The sequence below is a fragment of the Burkholderia sp. L27(2015) genome (assembly GCF_009765705.1).
GTDB lineage: Bacteria > Pseudomonadota > Gammaproteobacteria > Burkholderiales > Burkholderiaceae > LMUX01.
On record NZ_LMUX01000020.1, the window covers coordinates 117,152 to 135,743 of the forward strand.

General features: G+C 61.3%; 11 protein-coding genes. 5 read left to right on the top strand and 6 right to left on the bottom strand.

The window, feature by feature from the left end:
- Window positions 1-21: 21 nt before the first annotated feature.
- The 4 genes from GSQ77_RS17580 to GSQ77_RS17595 form a co-directional block, all read right to left on the bottom strand.
- Window positions 22-1,116 carry a putative zinc-binding metallopeptidase gene (locus tag GSQ77_RS17580; RefSeq protein WP_158904066.1) on the bottom strand — a complete coding sequence of 365 codons (1,095 nt, stop codon included), beginning with the start codon at window positions 1,114-1,116 and terminating at the stop codon, window positions 22-24.
- A gap of 135 nt (window positions 1,117-1,251) precedes the next feature.
- Window positions 1,252-2,196 carry a transglutaminase family protein gene (locus tag GSQ77_RS17585; RefSeq protein ID WP_158904067.1) on the bottom strand — a complete coding sequence of 315 codons (945 nt, stop codon included), beginning with the start codon at window positions 2,194-2,196 and terminating at the stop codon, window positions 1,252-1,254.
- Window positions 2,197-2,246: 50 nt separating this feature from the next.
- Window positions 2,247-4,787: a circularly permuted type 2 ATP-grasp protein gene (locus tag GSQ77_RS17590; protein WP_158904068.1), complete on the bottom strand. Its 2,541-nt coding sequence runs from the start codon at window positions 4,785-4,787 to the stop codon at window positions 2,247-2,249.
- Between the two features lie 29 nt (window positions 4,788-4,816).
- Window positions 4,817-8,152, bottom strand: a complete 3,336-nt coding sequence (locus GSQ77_RS17595; RefSeq protein WP_158904069.1) for a DUF2126 domain-containing protein — start codon at window positions 8,150-8,152, stop codon at window positions 4,817-4,819.
- A gap of 537 nt (window positions 8,153-8,689) precedes the next feature.
- Between GSQ77_RS17595 and GSQ77_RS17600 the strand changes: the two genes are divergently transcribed.
- The 4 genes from GSQ77_RS17600 to GSQ77_RS17615 are packed head-to-tail and all read left to right on the top strand — an operon-like array spanning window position 8,690 to window position 12,433.
- A complete protein-coding gene (locus GSQ77_RS17600; protein ID WP_158904070.1) occupies window positions 8,690-10,738 on the top strand; it encodes a SpoIIE family protein phosphatase in 2,049 nt (682 codons plus the stop codon).
- Window positions 10,739-10,749: 11 nt separating this feature from the next.
- Window positions 10,750-11,328: a SiaB family protein kinase gene (locus tag GSQ77_RS17605; RefSeq protein WP_158904071.1), complete on the top strand. Its 579-nt coding sequence runs from the start codon at window positions 10,750-10,752 to the stop codon at window positions 11,326-11,328.
- An 8-nt stretch (window positions 11,329-11,336) separates the two neighbouring features.
- A complete protein-coding gene (locus tag GSQ77_RS17610) occupies window positions 11,337-11,720 on the top strand; it encodes a DUF1987 domain-containing protein (protein ID WP_158904072.1) in 384 nt (127 codons plus the stop codon).
- Window positions 11,717-12,433 (top strand): diguanylate cyclase, encoded by a 717-nt coding sequence (locus GSQ77_RS17615; protein WP_158904073.1) that lies wholly within the window; start codon window positions 11,717-11,719, stop codon window positions 12,431-12,433. The genes GSQ77_RS17610 and GSQ77_RS17615 overlap by 4 nt, the downstream gene beginning before the upstream one ends.
- An 82-nt stretch (window positions 12,434-12,515) precedes the next feature.
- Here the strand turns inward: GSQ77_RS17615 and GSQ77_RS29840 are convergent, their stop codons facing one another.
- Window positions 12,516-14,102 carry a methyl-accepting chemotaxis protein gene (locus GSQ77_RS29840; protein ID WP_301951168.1) on the bottom strand — a complete coding sequence of 529 codons (1,587 nt, stop codon included), beginning with the start codon at window positions 14,100-14,102 and terminating at the stop codon, window positions 12,516-12,518.
- Window positions 14,103-14,302: 200 nt separating this feature from the next.
- Window positions 14,303-15,526, bottom strand: a complete 1,224-nt coding sequence (locus GSQ77_RS17625; RefSeq protein ID WP_158904074.1) for an MFS transporter — start codon at window positions 15,524-15,526, stop codon at window positions 14,303-14,305.
- A 342-nt stretch (window positions 15,527-15,868) separates the two neighbouring features.
- On the opposite strand from GSQ77_RS17625, the gene GSQ77_RS17630 reads away from it, so the two are divergent.
- Complete coding sequence (locus tag GSQ77_RS17630; protein WP_158904075.1) at window positions 15,869-18,568, top strand: bifunctional diguanylate cyclase/phosphodiesterase; 2,700 nt, start codon at window positions 15,869-15,871, stop codon at window positions 18,566-18,568.
- The last annotated feature ends 24 nt before the right edge of the window (window positions 18,569-18,592 follow it).

The window sequence follows — 18,592 nt, forward strand, 5'->3', positions numbered from 1 at the left end:
TGGCATTCTGGCGTCGTATTCCTAGCGTGCCAGCGATGCACCCGAAGTCGGTTTCGCGTCGCGACCACGGTGTATCACGTTGTGCACGAAATGCAGCTTCTCGATCACCGGCGGCGCGAGCGTGAACGGATAGCCATCGGGCATGCCGAGGCTGCGGTTCAGGCTGTTGAGCACGTAGGTCAATGCAAACCACTGGTCGATCATTTTCTCGAATGACGTGACCTCCACGCCCGACGGTTCGAGTTTGATCGAGGGCTCTTGCGCGCTTCGCGGGTTCAGCGCCAAGCCACAGGCGTGCGCGGTATCCAACGTATCGCTCATGTGCAAATAGTGTGCCCAGGTTTCGGCCCAATCCTCCCACGGATGGGCGCTGGCGTAGGCGCTCACGAACGACTGATCCCACTGGGGCGCCGGCCCCTCTTGGTAATAACGCTGCAGGGTCACACCGTAGTCCACGCGATCGTCGCCGAATAGTGCGCGAAAGCGCTCAAGATCGGCCTCTTCGTTCATCAACAGCATGAAATAATAATGGCCGCATTCGTGACGGAAATGTCCGAGCAAAGTGCGGTACGGCTCGTTCATCGCGGTACGGATCTGTTCGCGTTGCGCGTCGTCGGCTTCCGCGATATTCAGCGTGATCAGGCCCTGATCGTGACCTGTGAGCACCCCTTCACAAGGGGTCGTCGCGGCGAGGAATTCGAACGCGATCCCACCTTGCGGGTCCTCGCGTTTCGAAACGATGGGCAGATTGAGCGACGCCAGCGAGTACAGCAGGCGCCGCTTCGCTTGTTCAAGCTTATACCAGCGTTCTGCGTTCGGCTCCACCGACAGCGAGGGTATGGTCTGCGTCAACTGACACGAGCCGCACAGTGCGTCGCCGCAGTCGGCAGGTATCATCCAGTTGCAGACATTGTGTTGCGAATAATTTTCGCATTTTCGATAAAGCCGTTTGCCGGCTTGCCGGTTCAGGCTGCGCCATTGGTCAGGCTCGACTGGCTCGAACGCGCTGATATCGCGCAAATCGCTCAGGTAACCCAGCATGCAGCCACAACGCTCGCAGCGGATGTTTTCGAAAAATACCTGCTGGCCGCATTGATCGCAATGAAACGTTTTCATGCATTCATCTCGGGTAACTTCGCTCGGCTAATTTCGCTCGGGTAACGTCGGGTGACCTACAAGACTGACCCGTCCACGGCCGTGGAGTTCAAACGATCAGCTCAGGAGATCAACCCAGGAGATCAACCCAGGAGATCAAACGCCGCCCAGCGCCAATTCATCCAGCGGCACCATCGTGACGCTGACTTTAAGCTCATGGCTGCCACCGCCGAGGATCACGCCGCGCAGCGGCGAAACGTCGCTGAAATCGCGGCCCCAGGCGAGTGTCACATGCTGGCAGTTCGGCAGCACATCGTTGGTCGGATCGGCGTCGAGCCAGAGTTCTTCGCCGTCGAGCGGACACCACACCGACACCCAGGCATGCGACGCATCGGCGCCGATCAGGCGCGTTTGGCCGGGTGGCGGGGTGGTCAGAATATAGCCGCTGACGTAGCGAGCGGCCAGCCCGAGCGAGCGCAAGCAGGACACCATCACATGCGCGAAATCCTGGCAGACGCCGCGCCGCGCGTCGAACGCTTCAATCACCGGAGTGGCTACGTTGGTGGCCTCGGTGTCGAAGGCAAAATCGCGATGGATCTTGCTGGTCAACGCACGCACGCCGTCGGCTAGCGCTATACCGGGCGCAAAGCACTCGGCGGCGTACTCGGCGAAATTATGCTTGACCCGCCCGTACGGCGATTCGAAACGATAACGGCTAGCCGCCAAGGCGCCCGCTTGCGGGGCTTTTCCGGAACGATACGCAAGCCGGTCGCGCACGGTTTCCCAGGGGGGCGTCTCGCGATCGGTCGACCAGTTCTGATCGCTGACATCCAACGTCATTTCGGCGCGCACCCGCAACTGCTCATGCGGAAATTCCAGCGCGAGCAGCGTCACGGGATTGCCGAACACGTCGCGGCGCTCCAGGCGCAGGGCGCTCGCCGGCTCGATATCGAGCCGATGCGCGACGCAGCTTTGCCAAGGCACCGAGCGCGGTGTCAGATGGAGCAACTGGCGCGACAACGAAACCGGTGCGGCGTAGCGATACTCGGTATCGTGGATGATGTGGTAACGCGCCATATGCCGTGTGGGTTGCTTTGCCATTGGGGCCTGAATCGGGGCAAAAATCGGGGCAACAAAAATCGGGAGGAAATTCAGGCTGCCAGCGTTTGCCGGCTGATCTCGCCGATATGCGTAAAGTGGCGCATCGCCAGGCGATCCGAGAGTGTCCACGCCGCTTGCGTGATCTCGTCGAGCAAGTGGCGCAGGTCACGGCAAGCCGCCCGGCTGCCAAACTCGAAGCGTACCAGATCGAACCCCGTCAGGCGCTTCAGTAGTATCGGCAGCACGCCATTCATTTCCGTGGAGTCCTGATTGAGGCTCTTGGTCAATTCGTCGAGATAACTTAACAACTGGTGGATCTGGAACACGACGCCATGCGGATTGGTGTCGTCGAAGACGATCAGATCGAGTACCGGGAGCAGTTCGGGCTGCGCGCGATAGCGGTGACGATACGTCACGATGCTGTCGGCGGTTTCCAGCAACCAGTCGAAGCTGGCCCAGTTCTCGCCCTGGTGGCGCGGCTGCTCGTCCAGATTCGCGAGGAAACGGCTGACGACACTGCTCAGGAAGGCCAGTCGTTCGATATGACGGCCGATGATCAGCAAGCGCCAGCCGTCGTCGCGCGTCATGCAGTCCATCGCAAAACCGGCGAGTGCGGCACACGATGTCATCAGTTGATCGAGCGAGCGTATCGCTTCGGCGAGATTGCGGGTACCGGCCATTTTTCTGGCACTCGCGGCCAGCGAACGTTCCATCCGGTTCAATGCGAGCCAGTTGTCCAGCGACAGACGCTCGCGCACCTGGGTGGCGGCCCACATCTGGTTGGCCAGATTGCTGGCCAAACTGGACGACTCTTGATCGTCGAAGATCGCGGCAAGCAGTGCTTGCTCGTCGTCGGGCGCGGGTTCGTGGCTGTCCTCGTCCCAGTCGGGGATCAGAGCGAGCCAGCGACACACGTCCACGGCGGCGGCGCGCGCAAGCGGCGCCTCGCGGCTCGCGTCGTCAAAGCGCGTGAGCGCAACGCGCAACAGGCGCGCCACGTCGTCGCAGCGCGCAGTGTAACGGCCCAGCCAAAACAGGTTTTCGACTACCCGCGACGACAGGCTGGCCGGACTGCGCACCAGGTCGCGCGCGACGGTGACGCGTTTGAGCAGGCTCAGCGTGCTGACCGGTTGTTCGGAAAGCACCCAGGTATCTTTGCTGCTGCCGCCGCGCTGCATCGAGATCATTTGCGCAGTGCCCAGGTCGGCCACGCGCGTCAGGCCACCGGGCATTACACTGTAGCCGCCATCGGGCTTGGCCGTCGCCATCATGCGCAAGCCCACCGAGCGTGCCGCCAGCGGCTGGCGCGGATCGGCCGAAACCATCGGCGCCTGCGACAGCGTGACCAGTTCCTGCGCCACATAGGCGTGGGGTTGCTGGCGCAGTCGCTCGATAAATTGATCGCGCTGCGCACCCTGCAAATCGTGGCCGAACACAGGTTCGAAAGTGAATGACGGATAAGCGGGTTTGATAACCAACTCGTCGAGATTCTCGATCACATGTTCGAGCGCCGGTGTCTCGCCGCACCACCATGTAGCGACCGAGGAAATCGCGAGCGGCTCGCCAAGCAGGTGTTCGCAAATGTTAGGCAGGAAGGCCGCGATCGCGGTCGATTCGACCACGCTGCTGCCCAGCGCGTTGGCCATCAGCACTTGGCCTGCGCGTACAGCTTGCAACAGGCCCGGGACGCCCAGCGCCGAATCGCCGCGCAATTCGAGCGGGTCGCAATAACCATCATCCAGGCGGCGCAGGATCGCATGCACGCGCTGCAAACCGTTCAAGGTTTTCAGGTAGACCTTGTCGCCGCGCACGGTCAGGTCTTGCCCTTCGACCAACGGGAACCCGAGGTAGCGCGCCAAGTAGGCGTGTTCGAAGTAGGTCTCGTTGTACGGGCCCGGCGTGAGCAGTACGATCAGCGGCGTTTCGCCGTCGGTGGGCGCGAAGTACGACAAGGCTTGATGTTGGGCGCGGAAGAACTCGGCGAGATGATGCACGCGCAAGTCGCGAAACAGATCGGGGAAAACACGCGACACGATCAAGCGGTTCTCGAGCGCATAACCGGCTCCCGATGGCGCCTGCGTGCGATCGGCGATAACCCACCAGCGCCCATCGGGCGAACGTGCGAGGTCGACCGCGTACATGTGCAGGAAGCGGCCGTGCGGCGGCTGCACGCCCTGGCAAGGCCATAGGAAACCCGGATGGCCGAACACCATCGCCGGCGGCAGCAAGCCGGAGCTGAGCAGGGTCTGCGGGCCGTAGAGGTCGGCGAGCACCGCATCGAGCAGGCGCGCGCGCTGTGCTACGGCCGCTGCCAGCGGTTCCCATTCCGAGGCCGGCAGCACCAGCGGCAGCGGATCGAGCTCCCAGGGGCGCCCGGCGTCCTGGGCCGATGCGTAGGTGTTGTAGGTGACGCCGTTTTCAACGATCTGGCTGCGCACGAAATCGGCGTGCTGGTGCATTTGCTCGGGGCTAGCGGTATTCAGTTGTGTCCATAGCGCACGCCAATGATCCCGGACCGCGCTCGACGCATCGAGCATCTCGTCATAACGGTCCGGATGCGGGGTATAGGAAGAAAGCAACGCGCTGGGCATGGGCACACGAGATAGGGCAATTCGCTATTTTACCGCCGCAAGTCCAAAGTGAAGGGAAAGTTCGGATTCTCCTCGATAGACGGGGCCGTCATCGTGCCCGGGGTATGCCCCATCCGGAAGAAACGCGCCAGGCGCCGACTCTCGGCGGAATACGCGTTGATCGGGAAATCGTCGTAGTTGCGCCCTCCCGGATGCGCTACGTGATATTGACAACCCCCCATGCTGCGGTTCATCCAGGTATCGATCAGATCGAATACCAACGGCGCATGGCTACCGATCGTCGGGTGCAGGCAGGACGGCGGTTGCCACGCGCGATAGCGCACGCCGGCCACGAATTCGCCCACATTGCCGGTCGGTTGCAGCGGTACCGCCCGCCCATTGCACGCGAGTATGTAGCGGTCGCTGGCCATGCCGGTTACCTTTACTTGCATGCGTTCGACCGACGAGTCGACGTAGCGCACGGCGCCCCCGGGCGCGCCTTCTTCGCCCAGCACATGCCACGGTTCGAGCGCATGGCGCATTTCGACGTGAATGCCACGCGCCGAGAAATCGCCGTAGGTCGGAAAGCGGAATTCGAAGTGCGGCGCAAACCAGTCTAGGCTGATCGGGTAGCCTGCCGCCGCCGTTTCGCTGAGCACGTCGTTGAAATCCTCTTTGACGAAATACGGCAGCATGAAACGGTCGTGCAATTCGGTACCCCAGCGCACCAGCTTGGGCGGCGCGTATGGCGTTTTCCAGAAACGCGCGATCAGTGCGCGCAACAGCAACTGCTGGGCCAGCGACATACGCGCATGCGGCGGCATTTCGAACGCGCGCATTTCGAGCAGACCCAGGCGTCCCGTTGCGCTATCCGGCGAATAGAGCTTGTCGATACAGAACTCGGCGCGATGCGTGTTGCCGGTGGCGTCGGTCAGCAGGTTGCGCAACACGCGGTCGATCAGCCAGGGCGGGACCGGTTCGCCCGCTTGCGGAATTTGCGCGAAGGCGATTTCGAGTTCGTAGACCGAATCGTTGCGGGCTTCGTCGATGCGTGGCGCCTGGCTGGTCGGGCCGATAAACAGGCCGGAAAAAAGAAACGACAGCGACGGATGATTGTGCCAGTACGAGATCAGGCTGCGCAGCAGATCGGGGCGGCGCAAGAACGGCGAGTCGGCCGGCGTCGACGCGCCCAGCGTAAAGTGATTGCCGCCGCCCGTGCCGGTATGGCGGCCGTCGAGCATGAATTTTTCGGTGATCAACCGGGTCTCGCGCGCGGTTTCGTACAGGTGCGTGGCGCGTTCGACCAATTGATCCCAACTGCTGCTGGGATGAATGTTGACTTCGATGACGCCCGGATCGGGCGTGACGCGAAATTGAGTGAGGCGCGGATCGGAGGGCGGTTCGTAGCCTTCCAGGATCACCTGCGCACCGAGTGCGGCCGCGCTCGCTTCGACGGCAGCGACCAGCTCTAGGTAATCCTCGAGCGCGTCGGTCGGCGGCATGAAGATATAGAGGATGCCGTCGCGAGCCTGCGCGCACATCGCGCGGCGCGTGATCCAGCCGGCCGATTGTTTGGCCGCGAGCGGCGTATCGGGATCGGGATGTGGGTGTGCAGATGCGGCGGTCGCGGACTTGGCGGCAGCGGGAGCCGGGCTAGTGGCTCGCTCGGCCTCGCACACGTATTGTCGCAACATCGCGGCGGTCGGCAGCGGTTTGATCGGTCGCAACGGGTCGGGCGGGTAGACATAAGGGAAATCGCCTTCGGCTACCCAAGGCTGCGAATCCAGCGGCAGCCGATAGCCGATCGGCGAGTCGCCGGGGATCAGATAACAGCGTTCGCTGCGCAAGAACCATGAGCCGGTTTGCCAAACGCCCGCCGGCGCACGCATCACCGGCAATACGTGGCCGACTTCCGTGTCCAGCCCCTGTTCGAACACTTGGCTCAGGCGTTGGCGTTCGAGCGCATCGCCCAGGCGGGAATCGAACGGGTCGACGTTGGCCGGGAGCCGGCGTTCACGCCAAAGGTAGTAGTAAGCATCCTCGAAGGTCGGGAATACGTACTTCGCGTCCAGTCCTAGCCGTCCCGCCACATTGGCGAGAAAACGCCGGCCCAGCTCGGCGTCCGCTTGGGCCGGCTCGGTTTCGTCGGCGTATAGCCGCGCGTCGTCCCATACCGGCTCGCCGTCCTTGCGCCAAAAACAGTTCAGCGACCAGCGCGGTAACTGCTCGCCCGGATACCATTTACCCTGGCCGAAATGGGCCAGGCTGTGCGGCGCGTAATGATCGCGCAGTTTGTGGAACAGCGTGCCGGCCAGCTTGCGCTTGGTGGGTCCGAGCGCGGCGGTATTCCATTCGGCGCCGTCCGGGTCATCCATGGAAACGAAGGTTGGCTCGCCGCCCATGGTCAGGCGCACGTCGAGTTCGTCGAGATCACCGTCGATGCGGTGCCCGAGCACTTCGATGTGCTGCCATTGCTCATCGGTGTAAGGCTTGGTCACGCGCGGCGCTTCCCACACCCGCGTGACCGACATGCGATGTTCGAATTCGCATTCGCACGGCTCGCTCAGACCGGTCACGGGCGCAGCCGACGACGGTTCGGGCGTGCAGGCAAGCGGGATATGGCCTTCGCCGGCGAACAGGCCCGATGTCGGGTCCAGCCCGACCCAGCCCGCACCGGGCAGGTAGACCTCGCACCACGCATGCAAATCGGTGAAATCGACCTTGGTGCCGCTGGGGCCGTCCAGCGATTTGACGTCTGGCACCAACTGGATCAGGTAACCCGACACGAAGCGCGCGGCCAGCCCTAGATGGCGCATCAGTTGCACGAGCAGCCAGGCGGAATCGCGGCACGAGCCCGTGCCGTTGGTCAGGGTTTCTTCCGGCGTCTGCACGCCGGCCTCGAGCCGGATCAAGTAGCCCACGTCGCCTTGCACGCGTTGATTCAGCGCGACGAGAAAATCGACGCTGGGTTGCGGTTCGCGCGGCACTTCGGCGAGGTAGCGCGCAAAGTGCGGCGTGAGCGGCAACGTCTGCAGATAAGGCGCCAGCTCATGGCTTTGCCACGCTTCGTACTGGAAGGGGATGTTCTCGGCTTGCGGTTCGAGGAAAAAATCGAATGGGTTGATCACCGACATTTCGGCGATCAGGTCGACTTCGATGCGGAATTCAGTGGTTTTCTCGGGGATCACCACGCGCGCGAGCCAGTTGCTTTGCGGATCCTGCTGCCAGTTGACGAAATGCTGCTTGGGAAAAATATTGAGCGAGTACGACAGGATGGGGGTGCGGCCGTGAGGCGCGGGGCGCAGCCGGATGATCTGCGGGCTCAAGCTGACCGGACGGTCATACCGGTAGTGCGAAACATGGTTTAGCGCGACGTGGATCGACATGAGCAGCCCAGTGGATGGATCGGTGACAGATGTAAAGCCAGTGTAAGCCGAGCAAGTTCCGAGCCAGTGGCTGAGTTCGATACTAACTCAGCCAGCGCGAATCAGATACTTGCCTGCGGCGTTGGGCGCGCTGCGATCTATCGAGCCGGGGCGGCGCGGTGCACTGCTTGTGCACCACCGGCGGGCATCCAGCGGGAGGCTGGCTTTCTCCGGGCACCGCTATGAGGCGCGCCGTGACGACATCGAATGCGTGAAAGACGGCAGCGGCGCTTGCATGAAGTCGCAGTAAAGCGGTACTAAAGCAGCAGTAAAGCGGTACTAAAGCAACGTTAAAAAAAGCGTTTCATCGCCGCGACACATGTCGTCGTGCGGGCGTTGTTTGTTATGATCGCACGAGCTAAACGCCAGACACGGATTCGGGGATGTCGGCGTTTCGAATTGCGGAAAAATGAAAATAGAACTAATCGCTGGATGCCCGTGGGCTGTGCTCCCGGGGCTGGGTAGTATAAGACGGAGACAAAGACGGCTGGTGGCTTCATGAGGCGTCCTTTCTCTGGATTTTTTCGCGCTGCGAGCTTGCGCAGCCGGTTTCTCGGCTTGACCTTGTGCGTGTTCCTGGTCGCCGGCGCAATCACCTGGGTTGCGTTCGAACGCATTACTGCCGGCATCAGCAGCGAACTGGGTGCCTATTTTGCGCAACGCCAGGTGCTGTATGACCGTGAACGCATTCTCGCGCCGGTGCAACGGGAAATTGCGCTGACATCGACGCTCGCTCACTCGGCCTTTCTGAGTGCGTGGCTGACGGACGAGACCGATCCGCAGGCGCGTCGCGTGGCCATGACCGAACTCGAAGATTTGCGCACGGTGTTTTCCGATCATAGCTATTTCCTGATCATCAACCGCTCGCTGCATTATTACTTCAATGACCATTCGAATCAGTACGCCGGCAAAGAGTTGCGCTACACGTTGGATCCCAAGCTGCAGCGCGACAGGTGGTACTTCGAAATGCGCGACAGCGGCCGGCCTTACGAGCTCAACGTAAATTCCGACGCGACACTGGACGTCACCAAGGTCTGGATCAATATGCGCGTGCAGGATCGCACCGGCGCAATGTTGGGACTGGTCGGCACCGGCATCGATCTGACCGATTTCGTGCAGCGCGTGGTGCGTAGCGAGACGCGCGGCGTCACCAACATGCTGATCGGGCCTGACGGGTCGATCCAGGCGCATCCGAATCACAGCTACATCACGCTCGATAGTTCGTCGAAGTCACCCGGGGCACGCAAGACCGTGTTTCAACTGCTGGGTTCGGCCGCCGACCGCGACGCGCTGTCGAACGCACTCATGACCTTGAAGAAGGCTCCGGACGGGGTACAGACGCTGTTCGTGAGTTTCGAGGGACAGCCCCGCTTGCTGGCGGTGGCCTATCTGCCCGGGCTGGACTGGTACGTCGTGAGCGAAATGGATTTGCGCTTGCTGATCGGTACGGCGCCGTTCCGCATCATATTGGCGGTGATCGGGTTGGCACTGATCCTGTGTTTATTGTTGGTCTCTGCTGCGCTCGATCGGTTGGTGTTGCGGCGGATTAGCCACTTGGCCGTGGCGACCCGGCAGGTGGCGCGCGGCGACTACAACCTGCATCTGCCCGCCGCGCAAGACGACGAACTGGGGCGTTTGTCGAACCAGTTCGAGACCATGGCCGGCAAGGTGCGCGACACGCTCACGCACCTCGAAGCGCGGGTGGCCGAGCGCACTGCCGAGCTCAACGATGCCAACGTGGTGCTGGCTGAGCAGCAGGACGAAATTCACGCTTCGCTGCGCTACGCCAAGATGATACAAAGCGCCTTGCTGCCGGCGCCGGATCGGCTGCGGCGTACCCTGGGCGAGACCTGTGTGATGTGGTTGCCGCGCGATATCGTGGGCGGCGATTTCTATTTTCTGTTCGAAGACGCGGAAAACCGATATGTCGGCGTTGCCGACTGCACCGGTCATGGGGTTCCTGGCGCGTTCATGAGCATGGCCGCTTATTCGGTGATTCGGCAGGTGCTCAGCCACGGCGCGAACGCGCCCGCGGTGCCCCTCAATGTACTGATCGCCGAGATCGACGCGCAGTTGCGCGACAGTTTGCGCCGCGATCAGGCGGGTCTCGACTACGGCATGGACCTGGGTTTATGCCGGCTCACACGGGCTGAATCCGCCAGCGCCACCTGCACGCTCGAATTTGCCGGTTGCGGCATCGACGCCTATATTGCATCGGATGGCGCGGTAAGCCGTCTCATGGGCCGCAAACGTGGGCTGGGCTACCGCAGCCGGGGGCCGGAATTGCCCGTGCCGGTGCAGATACGCCAACTTACGACGCATGAGACGGTATATTTGCCTACCGACGGCGTGTTCGACCAGCCGGGGGGACTTTACGGCTACGGCTTTGGCCGGGCACAATTCGAGGTGGCGTTGGCGGAATTCAGCCAATGGGAATTGAGCCGGCAGGCCGAGCAGTTCGAGCGCACCCTCAGGGAGTATCGCGGCCCGCTCGCGCAGCGCGATGACATCACCTTGCTGGGTTTCCATGCCCCGGCATTTGAATAATAGGACTGACAATGAACGGTCTAGATCTTTGGGATCTGCGACAGAAGCTTGATGAGGCGAACATACTGATTTGCTTTAACGGGCCGCTTTCGCAAAGTATCATTGAACAGCTCGGGGTTGCCGTGAAACGATACCTTGAGGCGGAAACGCACAATGCAGGCCGTCTTTACGACGTATTTGCCGTATATATCGAGCAGTCGCAGAATATCCAGAATTACACGGCGGGTAAAACTGCTGCAATCCAGGCTGCATCTGCGAGCGCATCGCTGTCCGAACTGCAGCGCTACGACAGCGCAACCATCGCGATCGGTCGGCTCGACGACGATCACTATCTCGTGACGTCCGGCAATCCGGTAGCCAAAAGCGATTTGCCGCCATTGATGGCATTGCTCGATTCACTGGCCAAGCTCGATGCCGATGGGCTGAAGGCCTGCTATCGCGAGCAGCGTCGCCGCCCGCGTGAAGACGGTTCGCCCAGCGCGGGCCTGGGGCTGATCGACATGGCGCGCAAGTCCAGCCGTCCGCTGGAATATCGCGTGCGCGACATCGATGCGGATACGGCTTACTTTCATTTGACCGCTGTAATTTGAGGAATGTGATGCAGTACTACGAACAAGCGGCGACTGTTTCGACGCCTTGGGTCAGACTGGATCCGGAGCGCGGCTTACTTGAATTGGTCGGCGAAAGCTATCCGGCCAATAGTTTCGAGTTTTATCGGCCCATCGTGCAATGGCTGGGCGATTTCCTGCAGAGTAATCGGGCCGACGTGCGCATGGAGCTCGAGCTCTCGTACGTGAATACGGGCAGTATCAAGAGCATGCTGGACCTGTTCGATTTGCTCGAAGAGGCTCATCAGGAAGGGCGATCGGTGCAGGTGGTCTGGAAGTACGATTCACGTAATCCGCGTGCGCTTGAAACGGCTGAAGAATTCTCCGACGAGATCAGCTTTTCGTTCGAAGTTCTCGACACGCATATGTCATGACGGAGCGCTCGACGCGTGCACCGATTTTCCGCGTTGCCGATACGCATGTCGTGCAACGCCTGGAACGTGCCAGCGAGCAGTTCGGCGATCATCCGCTGGTCGCGGAGCTGGAGTGGTTGGCGCATCAGTACCAGCGGCTCGAGGCTAGGCTCGACAAAATCACGATGATGAGCGACCGGCTCCAGTCGCAGGTGCTGGACATGAACAAGGTGCTGCAGGAGCAGGCGATTTCCGATCCGCTCACCGGCCTGATGAATCGCAACGGTTTGCTCGACCGGCTTAACGCCGAGTGCGCGCGGCTGATACGCGAACATACTGCGTTCGGGCTGCTGATGCTCGATCTCGATCATTTCAAGGCGATCAACGACGCGTTCGGCCATCATGCCGGCGATCAGGTGTTGATCGCCGTGGCGGCGACGTTGCGCCAGCATATGCGCCCATACGACGTGTTTTCGCGCTGGGGCGGCGAAGAGTTTCTGCTGCTGGTGCCGGCGGTAGAAAGGTCAGCGCTGGAAGAGCTCGCGCGACGCCTGCTCGAGGCCGTGCGGCAGGTGAGCGTGCCGGGCGTGCCCGAGGTGAGTGAGGTCCGGGTGAGCATAGGCCTGTACTATTGCGATCAGCCGGAAAGCCCGTCCGACAGCGTGCGCAAGGCCGATATCGCGCTATATCGCGCGAAGGAAGCGGGACGCGATCAGGTCGTGACGTTTGGCTGACCGGCATGGCTGACTTGCTTGGCTTAGAAGCGTGACCGAGCAGCGTGACCGAGCAGCGTGACCGAGCAGCGGACTGAGCTGATTAGCCGACCAAGGCACGCATCGCATCGCCGCTCCCGCTGATCCGGAACACTGCGACCGCTTCCGTCAGCCGCCGCGCCTGTTCTTCCAGCGAACCCGCTGCGGCCGCCGCCTCTTCGACCAGCGCTGCATTGTGTTGAGTCACGCTGTCCATCTCGGACACAGCGCGATTGACCTCTTCGATCCCCGCGCTTTGCTCTTCCGATGCCGACGAAATTTCGCCCATGATATCGGTCACGCGCTTGACTGCGGTAACGACCTCATCCATGGTGCGACCGGCTGTTTCCACCAAGGCCGAACCGCTTTCGACGTGCTCGACCGATGTCTCGATCAAACCTTTGATTTCCTTGGCCGCTGAAGCGGAGCGTTGCGCCAGGCTGCGCACTTCGGAGGCCACCACAGCGAAGCCGCGGCCTTGTTCTCCGGCACGCGCGGCTTCCACTGCAGCATTGAGCGCCAGGATATTCGTCTGGAAGGCGATGCCGTCGATCACGCTGATAATGTCGCCGATCTTGTGCGAGCTGTCGGTGATGTTGCGCATCTTCTCGACGACGTGGCTGACCACTTCACCGCCGCGCTCGGCCGTGAGTGACGCGGTCGCCGCCAACTGATTGGCCTGCCGGGCGTTATCGGTATTTTGCTTCACGGTCGCCGTCAGCTCTTCCATGCTGGATGCGGTTTGCTGCAGGGCTGAGGCCTGTTGTTCGGTACGTGAAGACAGGTCGACGTTGCCGGCCGCGATTTCCCGCGCGCCGACGTCGATCGATTCGGCGCCGGTACGCACCGAGCTGACCGTACGTGCCAAGCTGCCCTGCATGTTCTTGAGTGCGGAGAACAAGCGGCCGGTTTCGGTTTTGTCGCTCACGACGATCGGGGCCGACAAATCGCCGGCGGCGATCCTGTCGAAATGGGTCACGGCAAGATCGAGCGGGTTGACGATCTTGCGCGTCAACATCACGCGTACTGCCAGTGCGAACAACACCGCAGCGCCGACGCCTACCAGGATCAGAGTCGAAATGATCGAGGAGCGCTGTTGAGCCTCGACGTACAAGGTCTCGGCGTGCTGCCGGCGGTAATCGCCCACGGCGGACATGGCTTTATCGAAATCGATGAACATTGGGCTGATCTTGGTCTCGGCGATGCTTCGAAAGGTCGTCATATCATTGGCATGCATGGCGGCCACTTCGGGTTTGATGCCTTGATCGAACAGCACGGCGCGTTTGGCCGCCAACGTATCGACGAGCGCTTGTTCCTGGTCACCCTTGGGCAGCGCCTGATAAGTCTGCCACGCCTTGTCGGCGTCGCTGAGTAGTTCTTCGCCGCGCTTGAGTGCCTTGGTCGCGTTGTCGAGGTCACCGTTGCCGTACAGCGAGTCGAATCGCGAGAACGCGATACGTGCGCGCAGCAGGCTCATCGAGCTATTGTTGAGCGCATCGATGGCCGCGACGTCGCCACGGTCGATAACGCGCAGCGATTCGTTGCTGGAATTGATGCCGAAATAACCGATCGCGCCGCCGATGATCAGCAACACGGCGAACAGCGAGATGATCAACGTCAAACTGGTACGAATCGTCAATTTATTCAACATATCGGGTTCCAGGGGTGAGCGATTCGAGGCCCGCACAAAATTACGTCAGCCGATGTGCATATCCAATGGGCAAACGCCAAGGATATCAAACAGTTGTGACACGCAGTTGCGTCAAATCAAATAACCACACCGTGAACGCTTCGCGCAGGCAGATAAGGCACGCAGATAAGGCCTGCCGATGCCAAATTTAAATGACGAATTCAGGCGAGCGCTGCAGGCCGGATGCCGCGACTGCGATTGAGCAACGCGAGCGTCAGGCACACGGCGAGCACAGAGGCACCGGCCGCGCAAAGAAACACCGAACGATAGCCGAAGCCGGCAACAAGCAGACCGGCCAGGGGCCCGGTCACGCCTAGCGATACGTCGAGAAAAACCGAGTAGGCGCTCAGCGCCGAACCGCGGCTCGCGGCGGGCACCAATTCCACGGCTTGCACCGCCAACGCGGGGAACACCAGTGCGAACCCGGCGCCGGCCAGCGCGGCTCCCGCCATGGCCAGACCCTGCACCGGGGCAAACGCGAGCAGCAGCAAACCGGCGGCTTCGATTGCAAACGACACGATTGCAACGCGAAAGCCACCGTAGTTTCGAATGGCGTTCGGGAACACCAGCCGGGTGCCCACGAAGAAAAGGCCGAACAGGCTCAATGACAGCGCGGCGTTGGACCAGTGACGGCTAGCGTAGTAAAGCGTAATGAACGTGGCGATCGAACCGAATCCTGCCGAGCCCAGCGCCAACCCGATTCCATGCGGTAGAACCCGGCGGAACACGCTGCGAAACGGCAGGCGTTCGCCCACCACCACGGCCACGGCCGCCTTGGCCTTGGCCAGTACGAGGCCGACCAGCGCCAAGAGGGTCATCGTGATGCCGATCGAGACGAACCCCATCGCATGTTCAAGCACGACGCCCAGTGGCGCACCGATTGCGAGCGCCCCGTAGGTGGTGATGCCGTTCCATGAAATGACGCGGGCGGTCTGCAACGGACCGACCCGACCGATGCCCCACAAGATGGCGCCGGTTGCCACCCAGCTCTCGCCCAGCCCCAGCGCAAGACGACTGAGCAGCAGCACCAGCAGGCTCAGCAATGGGATCGTTTGAAGTAGCGCAGCCAAGGTCATCAACACGCCACTGACAGCGCACGCGCTCAAGCCGTAGAGCACCGTGTGCTTGGGGCCCGCCGTATCGGCCATTCGGCCAGCCAACGCGCGACTGACTATGGTGGCCAGATACTGCGTGCTGATCGCCACGCCGGCCAACAGTGAGCCGTAGCCAAGGTCGGTGTGTACGTAGCCCGGCAACACGGCCAACGGAATACCGATCGTGAGATATGCGATAAAGGTAAATGCGACGATACCGACAATTTGCAGCGTGACGGCCGTGTGCTGCTGGCGCGACACTGCCGTGTTCAAAGAACTTTCATCTGACATGCAAGGTTTACCGGGCGAGGGTGGACTGCTACTGGATTACTGCGGATTATTCCCGCTGCATGATTGCGCATTGCGCTGGATACCCTCAACTGGATGACTCCATTATGCAGTGACACATACGGGATAACCCGTATTTTCTCATAAATGTCGATGCTCTGTCAGCGTCTGGGCTACAGGATTGCGTTGCTAAGCCGTAAAGTCGTAAGACATCTCGCTTATGCGGGTGTTACGATTTGAGATAGAGGTGTTAGCTGAATGGCTTACTCGCGCGATGCCGCGGTAGGGGGGAGATCCATACACAACACCCGCGGACAATACTCGCGCGGTTTTATTAAGGTCGATATGAATGACCCTGTCCAAGCGGCGCAGCTTGCGCCGCCATGTGTCGATTTGAAACCGTATCGGCTCGATGCTGGGAGTGAGGCCGGCAGTGAGGTCGGTGGTGCGGTCGCTGGCGATGTCGTTGGCGAGACCCGCGGCAAGGACCGTGCGCTGGCCGCGATCGTTGCGCTCGCCCGCAGCGCTTGCAATGCGTCGGGCGCACGTATCGAGTTGTTGACGAACGATGCCTGCGATACGTTGTGTGCGGTGGGCTCGGATGTCCCGCAGCGAGCGTCGCGTCGCACTGCGCTAACCCATCTTCTCGACGTATCGTCAGGCTACGCATATAGCGACGACACCGTTGCCGACGCGCGTTTCGCCATTTGCCCGGAAGTCCATGACGGCGGCGTGCGAGCCTGCGCCGGCGTGCCGCTGTATTGCGCGCACAGCGGCTTGCTCGGCGCGTTGGTGGTCACCGATACCTCGGCGCGCGCGTGGTCGTGGGTGTGCCGCCAGGCACTCGATCAACTCGCGATCCTGGCAGTTAATCTGTTGCAGCCGAATTCGGTTGGCGGCCAAGCCGCCGTCGCAATCGAGCATGAGCATCAGGATGAGCGCCAGGCGTACCAGCCTCAGGTCGTCGAGGAACGCCTGCAACAGGCCTTGACCCTGGCGGGACTGGGCACCTGGTCGTACGACGTGGACCTGTCGATACTGAGCATATCCGCACTTACGTGCGAGATCATGGGCTTGCCTGCCGATACGCGTGAAATCAGCGTGTACGAATATGTCGGCATCGTGCATCCGGCGGACCGGCTGCGTGTCTGGCGCGAATGCTTCAATTCGCTTGCGCAGGGGCGCGCCCTCAAACTCCAATACCGCTTGCAACGTCGCGACGGCACAGTGCGTTATGTGCAAGGCAGTAGTCAGCCCGAGTTTGGCGCCGATCAAAAAATTCTGCGCTATTCCGGCTTGCTGGAGGACTTGACTGAAAGTCGATACGCCGACCATCTCGCGCAATTGAGTCATCGTGCGATGCAGGCCAGCAACAACTGTGTGCTGATTGCCGACGCGAATCTTCCCGATATGCCGTTGATCGATGTCAACCCGACTTTCGAACATTTGACCGGCTATAGCCGTGCCGAAGTGCTCGGGCGCAATTGCCGGTTTTTGCAGCGCGACGATCGTGACCAGAGCGGCCTGCATGAAATTCGCGCCGCCTTGGCGCAGCAAAGGGAGGGGCACGCGACCCTGCGCAATTACAAAAAGGACGGCACTCTGTTCTGGGCGGATTTACGCATTGCGCCGCTGCGCGACGAATACGGCCGGGTGTCGCATTACGCCGCGTACCTGCGCGATGCGAGCGAGCGCGTCAGCTATGAAGAGAGCGTCGCACACCAGGCCATGCACGACCCATTGACCGGGCTGCCGAACCGGCATTTGCTGCAGGACCGGCTGGCCCAGGCGATTGTGCGGGCAGCTCAAGACGGTCGACAGGTGGGGGTGGCCATGATCGACCTGGATCGCTTCAAGCGGGTCAACGACAGTCTCGGTCATGTGAACGGCGACGAGTTGCTCAAGCAAATTGCGCAACGACTTGGCCGCCTGGCGCGCGATGGCGATACGGTGGCCCGTTTTGGCGGGGACGAATTTGTGTTCGTGATTGCGAACGCTTCGTGCGATCCGCTGGCGGAATTGATCGAGAAAATAGCGGCGGAGGTTGCCTTGCCGATGACGATCCAAGGCAATTCGCTCGACACCAGCGCCAGCATCGGGGTGGCGGTTTATCCGGGCCATGGCGCGAGCGCCACCGACCTGATCAAAAATGCCGATGCGGCGATGTACTACGCCAAGGACAAGGGGCGCGCGCGCAGTCATTTCTTCGATGCATCGTTGAGCGTCACGGCGAATATCAAGTTTGAGATTGAGGCCGAATTGGTGCGCGCGCTGCGCGACCACGAGTTCGTGCTGCATTACCAGCCGGAAATCGACGCTCGCAGTGGGGCGCTGCGCGGCTTCGAGGCCTTGATACGCTGGCAGCATCCGCAGCGTGGCTTGCTCGGTCCGGATGTGTTTATTTCGATCGCCGAAGAAAGCGGCCTGATCGAAAAAATCGGTGAATGGGTCATGGTGCAGGCTTGCCTGCAGAATCGCGAGTGGCAGATGCGCGGCATGACGCCGGTGCCAATCTCGGTGAATGTCTCGCGGGTTCAGTTTCGTCGCGCCGGTTTTGTCGAACGGATCAAGGAGATTTTGGTTCAAACCGGATTGTCGGCGCGTTACCTGTGCCTGGAAGTGACCGAATCGATGGTGATGGAGGAGGTCGAGCGGCTGCGCATCGAACTCGAGGCGCTACGGGCGCTGGGTGTGCTGGTCGCGATCGACGATTTTGGAACCGGTTACTCGAGCCTGAGTCTGATCAAGCAATTGCCGGTGGATATCCTGAAGATAGACCGTGCGTTCGTGCGCGACCTGTCGACGGATCCGTCCGATGCGGCGATTTGTCAGACCATTATTGCCATGGCGCAGGGGCTGGGTTTGCAGGTCGTCGCCGAAGGCGTGGAAACCGAAGCGCAGGTGCGGTTTCTGCAAGAGCACGGTTGCGATATTCTGCAAGGCTACGCGCTGTGCAGGCCGCGTCCGGCGGCTCAGGCCGAGGCGTTCGTGCTGCATGAATGGCAGCCCGAGTCGATACGCATGGCAGGGGTACTGCCAGGTTGAGCGATCGAGCGGTTGGGTGATTTT

Bases quoted from the DNA above. Each gene is read 5' to 3' on its own strand.
- GSQ77_RS17580 (WP_158904066.1), bottom strand. From the start codon at position 1,116: ATGAAAACGTTTCATTGCGATCAATGCGGCCAGCAGGTATTTTTCGAA.
- GSQ77_RS17585 (WP_158904067.1), bottom strand. From the start codon at position 2,196: ATGGCAAAGCAACCCACACGGCATATGGCGCGTTACCACATCATCCAC.
- GSQ77_RS17590 (WP_158904068.1), bottom strand. From the start codon at position 4,787: ATGCCCAGCGCGTTGCTTTCTTCCTATACCCCGCATCCGGACCGTTAT.
- GSQ77_RS17595 (WP_158904069.1), bottom strand. From the start codon at position 8,152: ATGTCGATCCACGTCGCGCTAAACCATGTTTCGCACTACCGGTATGAC.
- GSQ77_RS17600 (WP_158904070.1), top strand. From the start codon at position 8,690: ATGAGGCGTCCTTTCTCTGGATTTTTTCGCGCTGCGAGCTTGCGCAGC.
- GSQ77_RS17605 (WP_158904071.1), top strand. From the start codon at position 10,750: ATGAACGGTCTAGATCTTTGGGATCTGCGACAGAAGCTTGATGAGGCG.
- GSQ77_RS17610 (WP_158904072.1), top strand. From the start codon at position 11,337: ATGCAGTACTACGAACAAGCGGCGACTGTTTCGACGCCTTGGGTCAGA.
- GSQ77_RS17615 (WP_158904073.1), top strand. From the start codon at position 11,717: ATGACGGAGCGCTCGACGCGTGCACCGATTTTCCGCGTTGCCGATACG.
- GSQ77_RS29840 (WP_301951168.1), bottom strand. From the start codon at position 14,102: ATGTTGAATAAATTGACGATTCGTACCAGTTTGACGTTGATCATCTCG.
- GSQ77_RS17625 (WP_158904074.1), bottom strand. From the start codon at position 15,526: ATGTCAGATGAAAGTTCTTTGAACACGGCAGTGTCGCGCCAGCAGCAC.
- GSQ77_RS17630 (WP_158904075.1), top strand. From the start codon at position 15,869: ATGAATGACCCTGTCCAAGCGGCGCAGCTTGCGCCGCCATGTGTCGAT.